Annotated in this window: 15 protein-coding genes and 1 pseudogene; 15 read left to right on the top strand and 1 reads right to left on the bottom strand. The window is 70.0% G+C overall.

Going from position 1 to position 14,820, the window contains the following annotated elements:
• Nucleotides 1–22: 22 nt before the first annotated feature.
• From folP to folK, 3 genes are read left to right on the top strand one after another with little or no spacing between them, the layout of a single operon-like run.
• Nucleotides 23–838, top strand: coding sequence for a dihydropteroate synthase (folP, locus tag Q7L65_RS03000; protein WP_370552507.1), 816 nt, complete (start codon nt 23–25; stop codon nt 836–838).
• The gene (gene folB / locus Q7L65_RS02995) at nt 835–1,272 is read left to right on the top strand and encodes a dihydroneopterin aldolase (RefSeq protein ID WP_304718747.1); all 438 of its coding nucleotides are present in this window, start codon (nt 835–837) and stop codon (nt 1,270–1,272) included. The genes folP and folB overlap by 4 nt, the downstream gene beginning before the upstream one ends.
• A 4-nt stretch (nt 1,273–1,276) precedes the next feature.
• Nucleotides 1,277–1,834 carry a 2-amino-4-hydroxy-6-hydroxymethyldihydropteridine diphosphokinase gene (folK, locus tag Q7L65_RS02990; RefSeq protein ID WP_304718746.1) on the top strand — a complete coding sequence of 186 codons (558 nt, stop codon included), beginning with the start codon at nt 1,277–1,279 and terminating at the stop codon, nt 1,832–1,834.
• On the opposite strand, the gene Q7L65_RS02985 is transcribed toward folK, so the two are convergent.
• A complete protein-coding gene (locus tag Q7L65_RS02985) occupies nt 1,729–2,514 on the bottom strand; it encodes a glutathione S-transferase family protein (RefSeq protein WP_304718745.1) in 786 nt (261 codons plus the stop codon). The two genes, folK and Q7L65_RS02985, sit on opposite strands and share 106 nt — an antisense overlap.
• Nucleotides 2,515–2,689: 175 nt before the next feature.
• On the opposite strand from Q7L65_RS02985, the gene Q7L65_RS02980 reads away from it, so the two are divergent.
• The 12 genes and pseudogenes from Q7L65_RS02980 (at nt 2,690) to Q7L65_RS02930 (ending at nt 14,807) form a co-directional block, all read left to right on the top strand.
• On the top strand, nt 2,690–3,454 hold the full coding sequence (locus Q7L65_RS02980) for a type III pantothenate kinase (RefSeq protein ID WP_304718744.1): 765 nt from the start codon (nt 2,690–2,692) through the stop codon (nt 3,452–3,454).
• A gap of 21 nt (nt 3,455–3,475) precedes the next feature.
• Complete coding sequence (locus Q7L65_RS02975; RefSeq protein WP_304718743.1) at nt 3,476–4,468, top strand: tRNA-dihydrouridine synthase; 993 nt, start codon at nt 3,476–3,478, stop codon at nt 4,466–4,468.
• Between the two features lie 211 nt (nt 4,469–4,679).
• Nucleotides 4,680–5,159, top strand: coding sequence for a transcription elongation factor GreA (gene greA / locus Q7L65_RS02970; RefSeq protein WP_304718742.1), 480 nt, complete (start codon nt 4,680–4,682; stop codon nt 5,157–5,159).
• 25 nt (nt 5,160–5,184) lie between these two features.
• Entirely contained in the window at nt 5,185–6,669 is a 1,485-nt protein-coding gene (gene lysS / locus Q7L65_RS02965; RefSeq protein ID WP_304718741.1) for a lysine--tRNA ligase, read from the top strand.
• Nucleotides 6,670–6,911: 242 nt separating this feature from the next.
• Nucleotides 6,912–9,503: an ATP-dependent Clp protease ATP-binding subunit gene (locus Q7L65_RS02960; RefSeq protein ID WP_304718740.1), complete on the top strand. Its 2,592-nt coding sequence runs from the start codon at nt 6,912–6,914 to the stop codon at nt 9,501–9,503.
• An 87-nt stretch (nt 9,504–9,590) separates the two neighbouring features.
• Nucleotides 9,591–9,815 carry a CDGSH iron-sulfur domain-containing protein gene (locus Q7L65_RS02955; RefSeq protein ID WP_304718739.1) on the top strand — a complete coding sequence of 75 codons (225 nt, stop codon included), beginning with the start codon at nt 9,591–9,593 and terminating at the stop codon, nt 9,813–9,815.
• Nucleotides 9,816–9,923: 108 nt separating this feature from the next.
• Nucleotides 9,924–11,402: a DNA repair protein RadA gene (gene radA, locus Q7L65_RS02950; RefSeq protein WP_304718738.1), complete on the top strand. Its 1,479-nt coding sequence runs from the start codon at nt 9,924–9,926 to the stop codon at nt 11,400–11,402.
• A gap of 141 nt (nt 11,403–11,543) precedes the next feature.
• Nucleotides 11,544–12,659 (top strand): DNA integrity scanning diadenylate cyclase DisA, encoded by a 1,116-nt coding sequence (gene disA / locus Q7L65_RS02945; RefSeq protein WP_304718737.1) that lies wholly within the window; start codon nt 11,544–11,546, stop codon nt 12,657–12,659.
• A 42-nt stretch (nt 12,660–12,701) separates the two neighbouring features.
• A pseudogene (locus tag Q7L65_RS27660) lies at nt 12,702–12,887 on the top strand (CarD family transcriptional regulator); the annotation flags it as partial.
• A gap of 3 nt (nt 12,888–12,890) precedes the next feature.
• Nucleotides 12,891–13,280: a CarD family transcriptional regulator gene (locus Q7L65_RS02940; RefSeq protein ID WP_370552506.1), complete on the top strand. Its 390-nt coding sequence runs from the start codon at nt 12,891–12,893 to the stop codon at nt 13,278–13,280.
• A gap of 22 nt (nt 13,281–13,302) precedes the next feature.
• A complete protein-coding gene (ispD, locus tag Q7L65_RS02935; protein ID WP_304718735.1) occupies nt 13,303–13,974 on the top strand; it encodes a 2-C-methyl-D-erythritol 4-phosphate cytidylyltransferase in 672 nt (223 codons plus the stop codon).
• Nucleotides 13,968–14,807, top strand: a complete 840-nt coding sequence (locus Q7L65_RS02930) for a histidinol-phosphatase (RefSeq protein WP_304718734.1) — start codon at nt 13,968–13,970, stop codon at nt 14,805–14,807. Before ispD ends, Q7L65_RS02930 begins: the two co-directional genes overlap by 7 nt.
• The last annotated feature ends 13 nt before the right edge of the window (nt 14,808–14,820 follow it).

The raw sequence follows: 14,820 nt of genomic DNA, 5'->3' as shown, positions 1-14,820 counted from the left end.
CGCAGGCGGCTCTGATGACAGGATGGGCGCGGTGACCCCTCCGTTCCGCATCATGGGCATCGTCAACGTGACGCCCGACTCGTTCTCCGACGGCGGCGAGTTCCTCGACGCGCCCGCGGCGCTCGCGCACGCGCGCGCGTTGGAGGAGGAGGGCGCCGCGCTGCTGGACATCGGCGGCGAGTCGACGCGGCCGGGCGCGCAGCCGGTCGCGCAGGACGAGGAGCTGCGGCGCGTCGTGCCGGTGATCGAGGCGCTCGCCGCCGGCGGCACACGCGCGCAGATCTCGATCGACACGATCAAGCTGGAGGTCGCGCGCGCCGCCGTCGACGCCGGCGCGACGTTCGTCAACGACGTGACCGCCTTCCGGCACGAGCCGCAGCTGGCCGGGCTCGTCGCCGAGCGCGGCCTCGACTGCTGCCTGATGCACATGCGCGGCGAGCCCCGCACGATGCAGCTCGACCCGACCTACGACGACGTCGTCTCCGACGTGAAGGCGTTCCTGGAGCAGCGGCTCGCGTTCGCCGTCGCGGAGGGGATCGCGGAGGAGCGGATCCTGCTCGACCCCGGCATCGGCTTCGGCAAGACGCCCGAGCACAACCTCGAGCTGATGCGGCGTCTGCCGGAGCTGCTGACGCTCGGGCGCCCGCTGCTGATCGGCCTTTCGCGCAAGACGTTCCTCGGCCGCATCACGGGCCGCGAGGTCGGCGACCGCCTCGCCGCGACGCTGGCCGCGAACGTGCTCGCGTACGTCGCGGGCGCGACCGTCTTCCGCGTCCACGACGTCGCGCCGCTGAGAGACGCGCTCGCGGTCGCTGCTGCTACGGTCCGCCGACAATGAGCCCTGACGACAACGACGAGTTCGAGGACGACCTCGACGACGAGCTTGAAGACGACGAGCCCTCCGAGCCCGTCGTCACGATCGAGATCAACGGTCTCTCGCTCTACACCCACCACGGCGTCAGCGCCGCCGAGCGCGAGGTCGGCCAGCGGCTCGTGCTGGACCTGAGGCTCGAGGTCGGCGACTGCGACGCGACGATCACCGATCGTGTCGAGGACACGATCGACTACGGCGAGGTCTGCCAGGTCGTCGCGCTCGTCGCCCAGCAGCGCTCGTACAGAACGCTGGAGCGGCTCTGCACCGCGATCGCCGACCGCCTGCTGGACCAGTACGAGGCCGAGACGGTGTGGGTCAAGGCGTCCAAGCCGGAGCCGCCGATCCCGCTGCCGGTCGACGACGTCTCGGTCGAGGTCTTCCGCGAGTCAGACGGGTAGGCCGGTGGCCGAGCGGATCGGCTACCTGGGACTCGGCTCCAACGTCGGCGTGCCGCGGGAGAACCTCGCGGCCGCCGTCGCGGCGCTGCCGGCGCACGGCGTGCGCGTCGTCGCGTCGTCCTCGACGTACGAGACCGACCCGGTCGGCGAGATCCTCGACCAGCCGGACTTCCTCAACGCCTGCCTGCGGATCGTCACGGCGCTGGAGCCGGAGCCGCTGCTGGACGCCTGCAAGGCGGTCGAGCGGGAGCTGGGACGGGCGGCGCAGGACTCGCCCGCCTACGTCCGACACGGCCCGCGGCCGATCGACGTCGACCTGCTGCTGCTGGGCGAGCTGCAATACGCCTCCGTGCGCCTCAGGCTGCCCCACCGCGAAGTCGCCAGCCGCCGCTTCGTGCTGGTGCCGCTGCTGGAGTTGGAGCCGGCGCTCACGCTTCCGGACGGGACCCGGCTCGCTCAGGCGCTGGAGGGATTGCCAGCAGGTGAGAGAGACGACGTGCGGCTCGCCGGACCGCCGCTCGTCGTCAACGATCCCGGCGGCAGCCCCCCTTCACCGGGATAGACCGGGCAGACCTGGCGCGCGAGCTGCCAGGCGGGGCGTCCCGCCAGCAGGGGCCAGGCGTCGGCGAAGGTGGCGAGCATGCGCAGGCTGGAGCCGATCTGGAGGTCGGCGGCGTTGGGCTGCGGACCGCCGATGACGCCGTCGGCGATCAGCTGGTCGACGTCGTCGAGCCAGCCGGGCAGCGCGGCGAGGTCGGCGCGGCGGCTCGTCTCGTCGGCTCTGTTGCGCCAGGCCGCGAGGCGGCAGACGACGGGCGTCACGAGCGTCCGCAGCGGGCGCGGCAGCGGCAGTCTGGAGCCGGCCGCGTAGCCGTCGATCGCGCGCGGCGACTGCTTGATCCCGAGCCAGAAGAGCCGCCGCACCGCCGGCTGCAGCTCCTCGTCGCCCCAGCGCTCGGCCGCCAGCACGCGCTCGCGTGCGACGGCGTCGGCCGGCAGCAGCCCAGCCTGCGGGACCAGCTCGTCGAGCCGCCGGACGATCGCGCGCGAACCGGCGACGCGCTCGCCGTTGCCGAGCACCAGCAGCGGGACGGTCGGGTGGCCGAAGCGCAGCTGCATCGCCGCCACGTGCAGCACCGGCGGATACTCGACGACGCGATACGGCTGGCGCGTCAGCTGCAGCGCCCGCTCGGCCGCGACGCACGGGTGGGAGGCGTGGATCACATGCAGTCGATGGCCCATCGCGCGAGCATACGCGCAGCGCACCGCTTTTGCGGCAGTTGCAGGGAGCGGTGGCGCGAGCAGTCGCCGGCTGCGGCGACAGCCGTCGCATGGAGGACCGCTCGCGCGCCGCCGGCGGCGCGTCGGCAGGCTGTTGCGGCATCCCAGCCGCCCCAGCGGCGATACTGTCGCGCCCATGCTTCTCGTGCTCGACGTCGGCAACACCCAGACGCACTTCGGGACCTTCGACGGGACCGAACTGACGCAGCACTGGCGCTTCGCCACCGTGCGCGACTCGACCGCTGACGAGCTCGGCGCCAAGCTCGCCGCCCTGCTCGACCTGCGCGGCCTCTCGTTCGCCGACGTGCAGGGCTCGATCGTCTCCAGCACGGTCCCGCAACTGGGCGCCGAATGGCGTGCGGCCGGTGAGCGGTACCTCGGCCACCAGACGCTCGTCGTCGGCCCCGGCATCAAGACCGGCATGCCGATCCGCTACGAGAACCCGCGCGAGATCGGCGCCGACCGGCTCGTCAACGCCGTCGCCGCCTACGAGCGCGTCGGCGACGCCTGCGTCGTCGTCGACTTCGGCACCGCGATCACGTTCGACCCGGTCTCCGCCGACGGCGAGTACCTCGGCGGCATCATCGCCCCGGGCATCGAGATCTCGATGGAGGCGCTGACCGAGCGCGCCGCGGCGCTGCCGAAGATCGACCTCGTCGAGCCGCGCACGCTGATCGGCAAGACGACCGTCGACGCGATCCGCTCCGGCATCGTCTACGGCTTCGCCGGCATGGTCGACGGGATCGTGCGGCGGCTGCGCGCCGAGCTCGGCGCCGACTCGACGACGATCGCGACCGGCGGCCTCGCGGGCGCCGTCGTGCCGTTCACAAAGGAGATCGACGAGACCGACGACCTGCTGACCCTCACGGGCCTTCGCCTCCTGCACGAGCGCAACACCTAGCCCGGATAGAATCGGAGCCTGATGCGCTCCCTTCACGACACCTGGACGCTCGGCGGCGTCGAGATCCCCAACCGCGTCGTGCTCGCCCCGCTGGCGGGCATCGGCAACTGGTTCGTGCGCCTGCAGGCGAAGCGCTACGGCGCCGGCCTGGCGGTCTCGGAGATGGTCTCCAGCCACGCGATCCACTACGGCAACGAGAAGACGTGCACCGAGCTGCTGCGCGTCCACCCGGACGAGCAGCTGACCGGACCGGTCTCGATCCAGCTGTTCGGCAACGACCCGGAGATCATGCGCTCCGCCGCCGCCAGAGCGGCCGAGACGGGCGCGAACCTGATCGACCTCAACATGGGCTGCCCGGTTCCGAAGGTCTGCAAGACCGGCGCCGGCGCCGCGCTCGTGAAGGATCCCGACCTCGCCGTCGCGATCGCTCGCGCCGCGCACGAGGGCAGCGGCCTGCCGGTCACGGTCAAGCTGCGCCCCGGCCTGCGCCCCGGCGACCGCCACGGGATCGAGCTGGCCTACCGGCTCGTCGAGGACGCCGGCATCGCCGGCCTCTGCATCCACCCGCGCCACGCCTCCCAGCAGCACAGAGGCAGACCGGACTACGACCTCGCCAAGCAGCTCGTCGAGGAGCTGCCGGTGCCGGTGCTGATCTCAGGCGGACTCAGAAGCGCTGAGGTCGTCAGAGAAGTATTCGAATACACAGGCGCCGAGGCGGTCCTGCTCGCGCGCGGCTCGCTCGGCAACCCGTGGCTGTTCGAGCAGGTGCTCGGCACGCGCGAGGGCGAGCCGAGCCGCGAGGAGGTCCTCGCCGAGGTCGACTGGGTGCTGGAGCGCGCCGTCGAGCACCTCGGCGAGCCGCGCGCCGCGCGCTACCTGCGCAAGTTCTACCCCTGGTACGTCGAGCGTCTCGGCGAGGGTGCGGAGCTGCAGGATCAGCTGCAGCGCAGCGAGTCGACGGCCGAGGCGCGCGCCGCGTTCGGCATCGGCGAGCTGGCGACGTCGACGGCCTGAGCGGCCGCCCGCGAGCTCCCACGACCGCTCCCAGGCGCCATCGGCCTGGCGTGGAACTCGCAATGCGAAGCGCCCTTAGCGGGTACTTACCGAGACGGCGCTATACTGTCGCGCCCCGTCGGCCTGATCGGACCGGAATCCCGCCATGTGCGGGTTTTTCCTTGTCAGGATCGGCACGCTTTGCACACCATCGCACCTGCAAGGTCACGCTATGCCCAAGGACGTCATCCTCACGCCGGACGGTCTCACGAGACTCAAGAACGAGCTCGAGTTCCTCGCGACCGAAAAGCGCCGTGAGGTCGCAGCCCGCATCAAGGAGGCGCGCGAGTTCGGGGACATCTCCGAGAACGCGGAGTACGACGATGCGAAGAACGAGCAGGCGATGCTCGAGTCCAAGATCGCCCAGCTGGAAGAGAAGCTTCGTGCCGCGACGGTGATCGACTCGAAGGAGCTCAGAACCGACATCGTCGGGATCGGCTCCTCCGTGGAGGTCGAGGACAGCGGCAAGTCGACGACCTACACGATCGTCGGCTCCTCCGAGGCCAGCCCCGCGGAGCGCAAGCTCTCCAACGAGTCGCCCGTCGGCAAGGCGCTGCTCGGCGCCAAGGCCGGCGACACGGTCACCGTGCAGCTGCCCAACGGCAAGCAGCGCGAGTTCAAGATCAAGAAGATCGACGTCGGCCTCGCGTAGGCCCGGCTCGCCGCCGCCCCACCTGATGGCCGACACAGACGAGAACGGCTCCTCGCCCACCGGCGAGGAGACCACGGAGCTGCTCGCAGCCCGCCGCCGCAAGCTCGAACGGCTCCGCGAGGAGGGCGTCGAGCCGTTCCCGCACGACTACGACGGCGTCGTCCACGTCGTCGACGTGAAGGCGGCGCACGAGGCGCTGGAGGCGGGCGAGGAGACCGACGCGAGGTATCGCGTCGCCGGTCGCCTGGCGGCGCGTCGCGGCCAGGGCAAGGCCGCCTTCCTCGATCTCGTCGACCGCTCCGGCCGGATCCAGCTGCACGCGCGCGTCGACGTGCTCGGGCAGGAGTCGCTGGACCGCCTCGTCGGCCTCGACCTCGGCGACCTGCTCGGGGTCGACGGCACCGTCTTCCGCTCGCGCCGCGGCGAGCTGTCGCTGCGCGTCGACGACTGGACGCTGCTGGCGAAGTCGCTGCGCCCGCCGCCGGAGAAGCACCACGGCGTGCAGGACGTCGAGACGCGCTTCCGCCACCGCGAGCTGGACCTGCTGTCGTCGGAGGAGACGCGCGCGCTGTTCATCGCGCGCGCCAGAATCGTCTCCGCCGTGCGCCGCTTCCTCGACGACAACGGCTACGTCGAGGTCGAGACGCCGGTCCTGCAGCCGCTCTACGGCGGCGCCAACGCGCGGCCGTTCACGACCCATCACAACGCTCTGGACCGTGACCTGTTCCTGCGGATCGCAACCGAGCTGTACCTCAAGCGGCTGATCGTCGGCGGCCTCGAGCGCGTCTACGAGATGGGCAAGGACTTCCGCAACGAGGGGATCTCGCAGAAGCACAACCCCGAGTTCACGATGGTCGAGTTCTACGAGGCCTACGCGGACTACGAGGACATGGCGCAGCGGACCGAGCGGCTCGTCGCCGCGGCGGCCGCGGCGGCCGGCTACGACGGCGAGATCGACGTCACGCCGCCGTGGAGACGTGAGACGCTGCAGGGCGCGATCCTCAGCCGCAGCGGGATCGACATCCTCGAACTGGAGGACCGCGACGCGCTCGCGGCCGCGATGGCGGCGAAGGGGATGAGAGTCCCGCCCGACGACACGTGGGCGCAACTGGTCGACGAGCTCGTCACCAAGCACGTCGAGCCGACGCTGATCGAGCCGACCTTCCTGTTCGACTATCCCGTCGCGCTGTCGCCGTTCGCCAAGCGCCACCGCGAGGACGACCGCCTCGTCGAGCGCTTCGAGGCGTACGTCAACGGGATGGAGATCGCGAACGCCTTCACCGAGCTGAACGATCCCGACGACCAGCGCCGCCGCTTCGAGCAGCAGCGCGCGCACGCCGAGGCGGGCGACGAGGAAGCGCAGCCGTACGACGAGTCGTACCTGCAGGCGCTGGAGCAGGGGATGCCGCCGACCGGCGGCGTCGGGCTCGGGATCGACCGCCTCGTGATGCTGCTGACAGGCCGCAGATCGATCCGCGAAGTCGTGCTCTTCCCTGCAATGCGGGACTGAGGAACGCCGACGCGGGGACGATCCCGCGAGTTCCCCCGAACGTGGGGGGCGAACTTTTCCCCGACGTGGAACTCGCAGTGCAAAGCACATCCGCCCTGTTGGTAGACTGACGTATGCCCGGCGAACGAACCCGACCACTCATCATTTGGCTGCCAGCAGCCGATGACACGGGTGCACAGGAACATTCGCATCCCTCTGAAAGATCCCGCCTCACCCGCCCGTAGGGAAGGAACGTCGCACCTATGTTCGAGCGATTCACAGAGCGAGCCCGCCAGGTGGTCGTCCTCGCCCAAGAGGAGGCCCGGACGCTCAAGCACAACTACATCGGCACAGAGCACATCCTCCTCGGCCTTCTGCGCGAGGAAGAGGGTCTGGCCGCGCGTGTGCTCGAGAGCCTTGACATCACCGTCGAGCGTGTGCGCGCGCAAGTCGTGCGCATCGTCGGCTCCGGTGAAGAGGTGACGTCCGGTCAGATCCCCTTCACGCCTCGTGCGAAGAAGGTCCTGGAACTGGCTTTGCGCGAGGCCTTGAGCCTCGGGCACAACTACATCGGCACGGAGCACATCCTCCTCGGTCTCGTGCGCGAGAACGAGGGTGTCGCCGCGCGCATCCTGCTCGACTTCGACGCGGATTCGGAGAAGATCCGCAACGAGGTCATCCGCATGCTGTCGGGTCCGGGCGGTCGTCGCCAGGGCGCCAGCAGCGGGAGCGGGGCAGCAGCAGCCGCTGGTCAGCAGGGCGAGGGCAAGAAGTCCTCCAAGCTGCTGGACCAGTTCGGTCGCAACCTGACCAAGCTCGCCTCCGAGGGCAAGCTCGATCCGGTCGTCGGCCGCGAGACGGAGGTCGAGCGGATCATGCAGATCCTCTCGCGCCGTCAGAAGAACAACCCGGTTCTGATCGGGGAGCCCGGCGTCGGCAAGACCGCCGTCGTCGAGGGACTCGCGCAGCGGATCACCAACGCGGACGTGCCGGAACTGCTGAAGGGCAAGCAGATCTACACGCTCGACCTGGCGGCGCTCGTCGCCGGTTCGAAGTACCGCGGCGAGTTCGAGGAGCGCCTCAAGAAGGTGATGAAGGAGATCACCCAGCGCGGCGACATCATCCTCTTCATCGACGAGCTGCACAACCTCGTCGGCGCAGGCGCGGCCGAGGGCGCGATCGACGCGGCCTCGATCCTGAAGCCCGCGCTCGCACGCGGCGAGCTGCAGACGATCGGCGCTACGACGCTCGAGGAGTACCGCAAGTACCTCGAGCGCGACGCGGCGCTGGAACGGCGCTTCCAGCAGATCCGCGTCGACCCGCCGTCGACCGACGAGACGTTCCAGATCCTCCAGGGTCTGCGCGACCGCTACGAAGCGCACCACAAGGTGAACATCACCGACGAGGCGCTGACGGCCGCAGCCGACCTGGCGGACCGCTACATCTCCGACCGCTTCCTGCCGGACAAGGCGATCGACCTGATCGACGAGGCCGCGGCCCGCATGCGGATCAAGTCGATGACCTCCCCGCCCGTGTATCGCGATCTCGAGGAAGAGATCGAGACGACGCGGCGCAACAAGGAGGCCGCGATCGAGGCGCAGGAGTTCGAGAAGGCCGCGAACCTGCGCGACGCCGAGCGCCGGCTGACGCAGAGAAAGCGCGAGCTGGAAGAGCAGTGGGAGGCCGGCGAGTCCGGTGAGCGTCCGTCGATCGGCGAGGAAGAGATCGCCGACATCGTCTCGATGTGGACGGGCATCCCGGTCTTCAAGCTGACCGAGGCCGAGACGGCCAAGCTGATGCGGATGGAGGAAGAGCTCCACAAGCGCGTCATCGGGCAGCACGCCGCCGTCGAGGTCATCTCGAAGGCGATCCGCCGCTCGCGCGCGGGCCTCAAGGATCCGAAGCGGCCCACGGGCTCCTTCATCTTCCTCGGCCCCTCCGGCGTCGGCAAGACGGAGCTGGCGCGCACGCTCGCCGAGTTCCTCTTCGGCGACGAGGACGCGATGGTCCGGATCGACATGTCGGAGTACATGGAGAAGCACGCCGTGTCCCGGCTCGTCGGCTCGCCCCCCGGCTACATCGGGTACGACGAGGGCGGTCAGCTGACCGAGGCCGTGCGGCGCAAGCCGTACTCGGTGCTCCTGCTCGACGAGATCGAGAAGGCCCACCCGGACGTCTTCAACATTCTGCTCCAGATCCTCGAGGACGGGCGGCTGACGGATGCGCAAGGGCGCACCGTCGACTTCCGCCACGCGATCGTGATCATGACGTCGAACATCGGCGCGAGCGAGATCGCTCGCAACACGCCGCTCGGCTTCGCCATCTCCGATGACGAGACCGGGATCACGTACGACGACATGAAGACCCGGATCATGGGCGAGCTGAAGAAGGTCTTCCGGCCCGAGTTCCTCAACCGCATCGACGACGTGATCGTCTTCCACAAGCTGGCCAAGGAAGAGATCAAGGAGATCGTCGACCTGCTGCTGCTGCGGATCCGCGCGTCGCTGGCGGAACGCGAGCTGCAGTTGGAGCTGACCGAGGAGGCGAAGGACCTGCTCGTCGACAGAGGCTGGGACCCCGCGATGGGCGCCCGTCCGCTGCGTCGCGCGATCCAGAGATACATCGAGGATCCGCTCGCCGACTTCGTGCTGCGCTCCGAGCTGATCGCCGGCGGCACGGTCATGGTCGACCGCGCTCCCGAGGGCGACGACCGCGGCGTGATCATCGAGATCGTCGCGCCGAAGCCCGCTCCGACGCCGGTCGGTGTCGGCGCCGAGGGCGGTTCCTCTGACGAGGAGCCGGCGGCGCCCGAGGCCGAGGGCACGACGGACGGTTCCGAGCCGGCCGACAAGTAGCTCGCGGCAACGCATTTCAGCAGCGCCTGACGGGGCGGCTCTTCGGAGCCGCCCCGTCTTGCGTTGCGGGTCGGGTACGTTGGAGCGATGGACGAGCGCGTCGAGATCAGAGTGCGGGACAACGGGCCGTACAAGGTCACGGGGCCGGTGCGGTTGGTCGATCCCGAGGGCCGTCCGATTCCGCTGCCGGACGGCGATCGCCCGATCGCGCTGTGCCGCTGCGGGCAGTCGCTGACGAAGCCGTTCTGCGACGCGGCGCACAAGGCGAGCGGGTTCGAGTCGTGCGTGCGGGCGGAGCGGGTCGGCGATTGACGCCTGTTTCACCGTAAGAGGTCAGGTCTGCTGGTCTCCTGGACCAGCGAACCTGTCCGCTTCGGCGCGAACGCCTGTTCGTCCGGCACGGTGCGTAGCCTGCCTGGCATGGCTCGCCCGACCACCGTTCACGTCTGCTCCTCCTGCGGGCACGAGGCGCCGCGCTGGGCCGGTCAGTGCACCGGCTGCGGCGAGTGGAACACGCTCGTGGAGGAGGTCCGCAGCGCGCCTGCGCGCGGCGGTGGCGGCGGCTCCGGCCGCGCCGGCGTCGGCGGCTCGCGCGGCGGGGCGGCGGTGACGCCGACGCGGCTGGGGGCGGTCGAGGCGACGGAGGTCGCACGGCTGCCGACGGGGATCGGCGAGCTGGACCGCGTGCTCGGCGGCGGGATCGTGCCGGGCTCGCTCGTGCTGATCGGCGGCTCGCCGGGGATCGGCAAGTCGACGCTGACGACGATGGCGCTCGCGAACCTGACGGGCGCCGGGCGCAAGACGCTGTACGTCTCGGCGGAGGAGTCGGCGGCGCAGATCAAGCTGCGCGCCGAGCGATTGCCGGGCGCCGCGCTCGACATCCCCGTGATCGCCGAGACCGACCTCGGCGCGGTGCTGGCGACGCTGGAGCGGGAGCGTCCCGACGTGTGCGTCGTCGACTCGGTGCAGACGCTGCACGCCTCCGAGCTGACCGGGGCGCCCGGCTCCGTCGGACAGGTGCGCGAGGTCGCCGGCGAGATCATGCGGGTAGCCAAGCAGCACCGGATCGCGGTCCTGCTGGTCGGCCACGTGACGAAGGAGGGCGCGCTCGCGGGGCCGCGCGTGCTGGAGCACCTGGTCGACTGCGTGCTGCAGTTCGAGGGCGAGCGCGAGCGCACCTACCGCACGCTGCGCGCGCTCAAGAACCGCTTCGGCTCGACCAGCGAGGCGGGCGTCTTCGAGATGAGACAGGGCGGCCTGGTGGAGGTGCTCGACGCCTCCGCGCGCTTCGTCGGCGAGGCGACGCATGCGCCCGGCTCGGTCGTGCTGTGCGCGATGGAGGGCTCGCGGCCGCTGCTGGTGGAGGTGCAGGCGCTCGTCTCGCAGTCGGAGCTGGTGCCGCCGCGCCGCGTCGTCAGCGGGATCGACCGCAACCGCCTCGCGCTCGTGCTGGCGGTGCTGACGCGCCACGGCGGCGTCGCGCTCGGCGCGGCCGACGTCTTCGTCAACGTCGTCGGCGGCGTGCGTGTCGACGAGCCGGGAGCGGACCTCGCGGTCGCGCTGGCGGTGGCGAGCGCGGCGCGCGGGGTCGCGTTGCGCGGGGGCGTCAACGGCGGCGCGCGGGGCGGGCGCGACGCTCAGCGGAGCGGCGCGGACGCGCAGGAGAGGCTGCAGCTGGGCGGCGGCGAGCGGACCGAAGGGGCCGCTCCGGGCCCGCCGCTCGCCTGCTTCGGGGAGCTCGGCCTGACTGGTGAGCTGCGCACGGTCGCGCATCCGGAGCGACGGATCGCGGAGGCGGCGAAGTTCGGACTTGGCACGATCGTGACGCCGGAGGCCGGTACGTTACGGGCGGCGCTGCGCAGTGCGCTGCCGGCCCAGCGCCGTCCCCAAGCGGCCTGAGCTGCAACCGATTGAACAGCTCGCGAGCGGCGCGTCGGCCGGGTCGTAGAATGCGGACGTTTCCCGCTGCTTTCGCGTTCCGTCCAGATTTCCCTCTGCCGTGCCGAAAATCCCGGGAAAACCCGGTAGAATGGTTGTTCTATGGCGCCGCGTCCCGGGGAAGAGCTCAAAGACGAGCTCGAGTCTCGCCAAGAGCCCCGGCTCGTCAAGGCACTCGAGATGGTCGCCCCTGGCACGTCGCTGCGGGAGGGTATCGACAACATCGTCCATGCCCGCACCGGTGGCCTGATCGTGATGGGCGACTCCGACGACCTCGCGTTCCTGTATTCCGGTGGTCTGAAGCTCGACATCGACTACACGCCGGCGTTTCTCTACCAGCTTGCGAAGATGGACGGCGCGCTGGTGCTGAACGCCAACGCGACGAAGATCGTCTGGGGCAACGTCCAGCTGACGCCCGACCCGACGATCCTCACGCTCGAGACCGGCACGCGCCACCGCACCGCCGAGCGCATCTCCAAGCAGACGGAGGCGCTGGTGATCGCGATCTCCCAACGGAGGGAGGTCGTGTCGCTCTACGTCGACGGCGCGAAGTACATCCTCGAGGACATTCCGGTCGTGCTCGCGAAGGCCAACCAGGCGCTCGCGACGCTCGACAAGTACCGCAGCCGCCTCGACCAGGTCTCGACGCGCCTGACGGCGCTCGAGTTCGAGGGCGGCGCGACGCTGCACGACGTGCTGACGGTGCTGCAGCGAGCCGAGCTGGTCACGCGCATGGGCGTCGAGATCGAGCGCTACATCGTCGAGTTGGGCACCGAGGGCCGCCTGATCGAGATGCAGCTCGACGAGACGATGGTCGGCGTCGCCGGCGACAAGTCGGCGCTCGTGCACGACTACCTCGCCGAGGACACCGACGAGAACTTCGCCGTTGCCTTCGACCAGCTCGTGCGCCTGCCGCACCAGGACCTGCTCGACTTCGGCCGACTCGCCGAGCTGCTCGGCTACGACCGCAAGGTCAACACGCTTGACTATCCCGTCTCCCCGCGGGGCTACCGGATCCTCGGTCGGATCCCGCGGCTGCCACGACTCGTCGTCCAGCGAATCGTGCAGGAGTTCGGAGGCTTGGAGGAGATGCTCGCCGCAACTGACGGCGAGCTCGAAACCGTCGACGGCGTCGGCGAGATCCGGGCGAAGGACATCCGAGAGGGCCTTCGCCGCCAGCAGGAGATCAACCTCGTGGATCGGTATCTGCAGACCTGAGGGGCTGCGGATCCTGGACTACTTGGAACAAGGAGGACGACCATCACTGAACTGAGCGAAGAGCAGCTCGAGGACCTTGACATCACCATCGAGGTCGAGCACATCGAGTTCGAGATCGGCGACAACGTCGTCTACCCGCACCACGGTGCAGGCCAGGTTCTCAAGAAGGAGGACAAGGAGATCCTCGGGGAGACGCGCGAGTACCTGACGATCAAGATCCTCCACAACGACATGACCGTGATGGTCCCGACCGAGAACGCCGCGGTCGCCGGGCTGCGCCGCGTGATCGACGAGGAGACCGTCAAGAGAGTGCTCGGAGTGCTGGCCGACGAGTGCTCGGAGATGCCGAAGAACTGGAACCGGCGTTTCAAGCACAATCGAGACAAGATCAAGACCGGCGACATCTACGAGCTGGCCGAGGTCGTGCGCAACCTCGCCATCCGAGAGGCGGAGAAGGGCCTGTCGACTGGCGAGAAGCAGATGTTCACGCGGGCGAAGAAGATCCTCGCCTCGGAGCTGATGTACGCCCTTGAGATGGAAGAGGCACAGGCGGAGGAGCACCTCGACGAGCTGCTCGCCTCGTCTGCCGCCAGCGGCAAGGTGGCCGTCGGCGCGGAGTAACCGCCGGCACGCGGGATCGGAGATGGCGGTCGCGCTGCTGGTGGCCGCTGGTCGTGGAGAGCGCCTTGGGGCCGGGGGTCCCAAGGCGCTCGTCATGCTGGCGGGTCGCCCGATGTTGGAATGGTCGCTCGACGCGCTGCGCGCGGTCGAGGCGATCCGCTGCATCGTCGTCGCCCTGCCCGACGGCGTCGTCGCGCCGGCCGGCACGATCGGCGTCGCCGGCGGCGAGGAGCGGTCGCACTCCGTGCGCGCCGCGCTCGCCGCGGCCGGCGACGGGCCCGACGACGAGCCGATCCTCGTCCACGACGCCGCCCGCCCGCTGCTGACGCCCGAGTTGGTGCGGCGCTCGCTCGACGCGCTCGCGCAGACCGGCGCCGACGCCGTCGTCGCCGCCGCGCCCGTCGTCGACACGATCAAGCGCGTGCGCACCGACGCGCCCGGCCTGCACGTCGAGGCGACGCTGCAGCGCCACGCGCTGTGGGCCGCGCAGACGCCGCAGGTCTTCCGTCGCGCCGCGCTCTCGCGCGCGCTCGCCCAACCCGACGACGTGCTCGCGGCGGCGACCGACGACGCCGGCATCGTCGAGCAGACGGGCGGCCGCGTCCACCTCGTAGAGTCCCCTCGAGAGAACCTCAAGGTCACCACTCCTCTCGACCTTCGCCTCGCAGCCCTCCTCCTGGAAGAACGATGCTGACCGACTACCACGTCCACCTGCGCCCCGACGAGCCCGGCACGACGGCCGAGCGCTACTTCACCCCCGCCAACGCCGAGCGCTATCGCGAAGCCGCCGCCGAACGCGGCATCGCCGAGCTGGGCGTCTCCGAGCACATCTACCGCTTCACGCAGGCGCTGGAGGTGTGGCAGCACCCGTTCTGGCAGGGGCAGGCGCGGGAGGACATCGACGCCTACTGCCAATACGTCCGCGAACAGACCGATCTGAAGCTGGGGATCGAGGCGGACTACGTCCCGGGTAGAGAAGACCGCATGGGCAATCTGCTCGAAGCGCGCGAGTGGGACTACGTGGTCGGCTCGGTCCACTTCGTCAGAGACACCGCCGTCGACATGGCCGGCGACTGGGACGTCTGGACGACCTCGTTCGAGTCGCCCGACAAGGTCTGGCGGCGCTACTTCGAGACGCTCGGCGAGTGCGCCCGCAGCGGTCTCTACGACATCCTCGCCCACCCGGACCTCGTGAAGGTGTGGGGCAGGGAGCGGCCCAAGCCCGACGGCGACCTGCGCCGCTACTACGAGCTGGCGATCGAGGGGATCGCGGAGTCGGGGATCGCGGTCGAGGTCTCGACCGCGGGCCTGCGCAAGCCGGTCGGAGAGCTGTACCCGGCGGTCTCGTTCCTGCAGCTGTGCATCGAGGCGGGCTGCCCGGTCGCGCTCTCCAGCGACGCGCACCTGCCCGAGCACATCGGCTGGCAGTACGAGTCGACGATCGAATGGCTGGCTGAGCAGGGCGTCACCGAGCTGGCGGTGTTCGAGCGCCGGCAGCGGCGGCTGGAACCGATCGGGCCGAGCTGATGGGGCGCTGCTG

The organism is Conexibacter sp. CPCC 206217 (assembly GCF_030646165.1).
GTDB lineage: Bacteria > Actinomycetota > Thermoleophilia > Solirubrobacterales > Solirubrobacteraceae > Conexibacter.
The sequence above is the reverse complement of the archived record's forward strand: the minus strand, read 5'-3'. Positions and strand labels throughout refer to the sequence as shown.

What these genes read in the sequence shown, in the direction of transcription:
- folP (WP_370552507.1), top strand. Translation starts at nt 23, where the DNA reads ATGGGCGCGGTGACCCCTCCGTTCCGCATCATGGGCATCGTCAACGTG.
- folB (WP_304718747.1), top strand. Translation starts at nt 835, where the DNA reads ATGAGCCCTGACGACAACGACGAGTTCGAGGACGACCTCGACGACGAG.
- Q7L65_RS02985 (WP_304718745.1), bottom strand. Translation starts at nt 2,514, where the DNA reads ATGGGCCATCGACTGCATGTGATCCACGCCTCCCACCCGTGCGTCGCG.
- Q7L65_RS02980 (WP_304718744.1), top strand. Translation starts at nt 2,690, where the DNA reads ATGCTTCTCGTGCTCGACGTCGGCAACACCCAGACGCACTTCGGGACC.
- Q7L65_RS02975 (WP_304718743.1), top strand. Translation starts at nt 3,476, where the DNA reads ATGCGCTCCCTTCACGACACCTGGACGCTCGGCGGCGTCGAGATCCCC.
- greA (WP_304718742.1), top strand. Translation starts at nt 4,680, where the DNA reads ATGCCCAAGGACGTCATCCTCACGCCGGACGGTCTCACGAGACTCAAG.
- lysS (WP_304718741.1), top strand. Translation starts at nt 5,185, where the DNA reads ATGGCCGACACAGACGAGAACGGCTCCTCGCCCACCGGCGAGGAGACC.
- Q7L65_RS02960 (WP_304718740.1), top strand. Translation starts at nt 6,912, where the DNA reads ATGTTCGAGCGATTCACAGAGCGAGCCCGCCAGGTGGTCGTCCTCGCC.
- Q7L65_RS02955 (WP_304718739.1), top strand. Translation starts at nt 9,591, where the DNA reads ATGGACGAGCGCGTCGAGATCAGAGTGCGGGACAACGGGCCGTACAAG.
- radA (WP_304718738.1), top strand. Translation starts at nt 9,924, where the DNA reads ATGGCTCGCCCGACCACCGTTCACGTCTGCTCCTCCTGCGGGCACGAG.
- disA (WP_304718737.1), top strand. Translation starts at nt 11,544, where the DNA reads ATGGCGCCGCGTCCCGGGGAAGAGCTCAAAGACGAGCTCGAGTCTCGC.
- Q7L65_RS02940 (WP_370552506.1), top strand. Translation starts at nt 12,891, where the DNA reads ATGACCGTGATGGTCCCGACCGAGAACGCCGCGGTCGCCGGGCTGCGC.
- ispD (WP_304718735.1), top strand. Translation starts at nt 13,303, where the DNA reads ATGGCGGTCGCGCTGCTGGTGGCCGCTGGTCGTGGAGAGCGCCTTGGG.
- Q7L65_RS02930 (WP_304718734.1), top strand. Translation starts at nt 13,968, where the DNA reads ATGCTGACCGACTACCACGTCCACCTGCGCCCCGACGAGCCCGGCACG.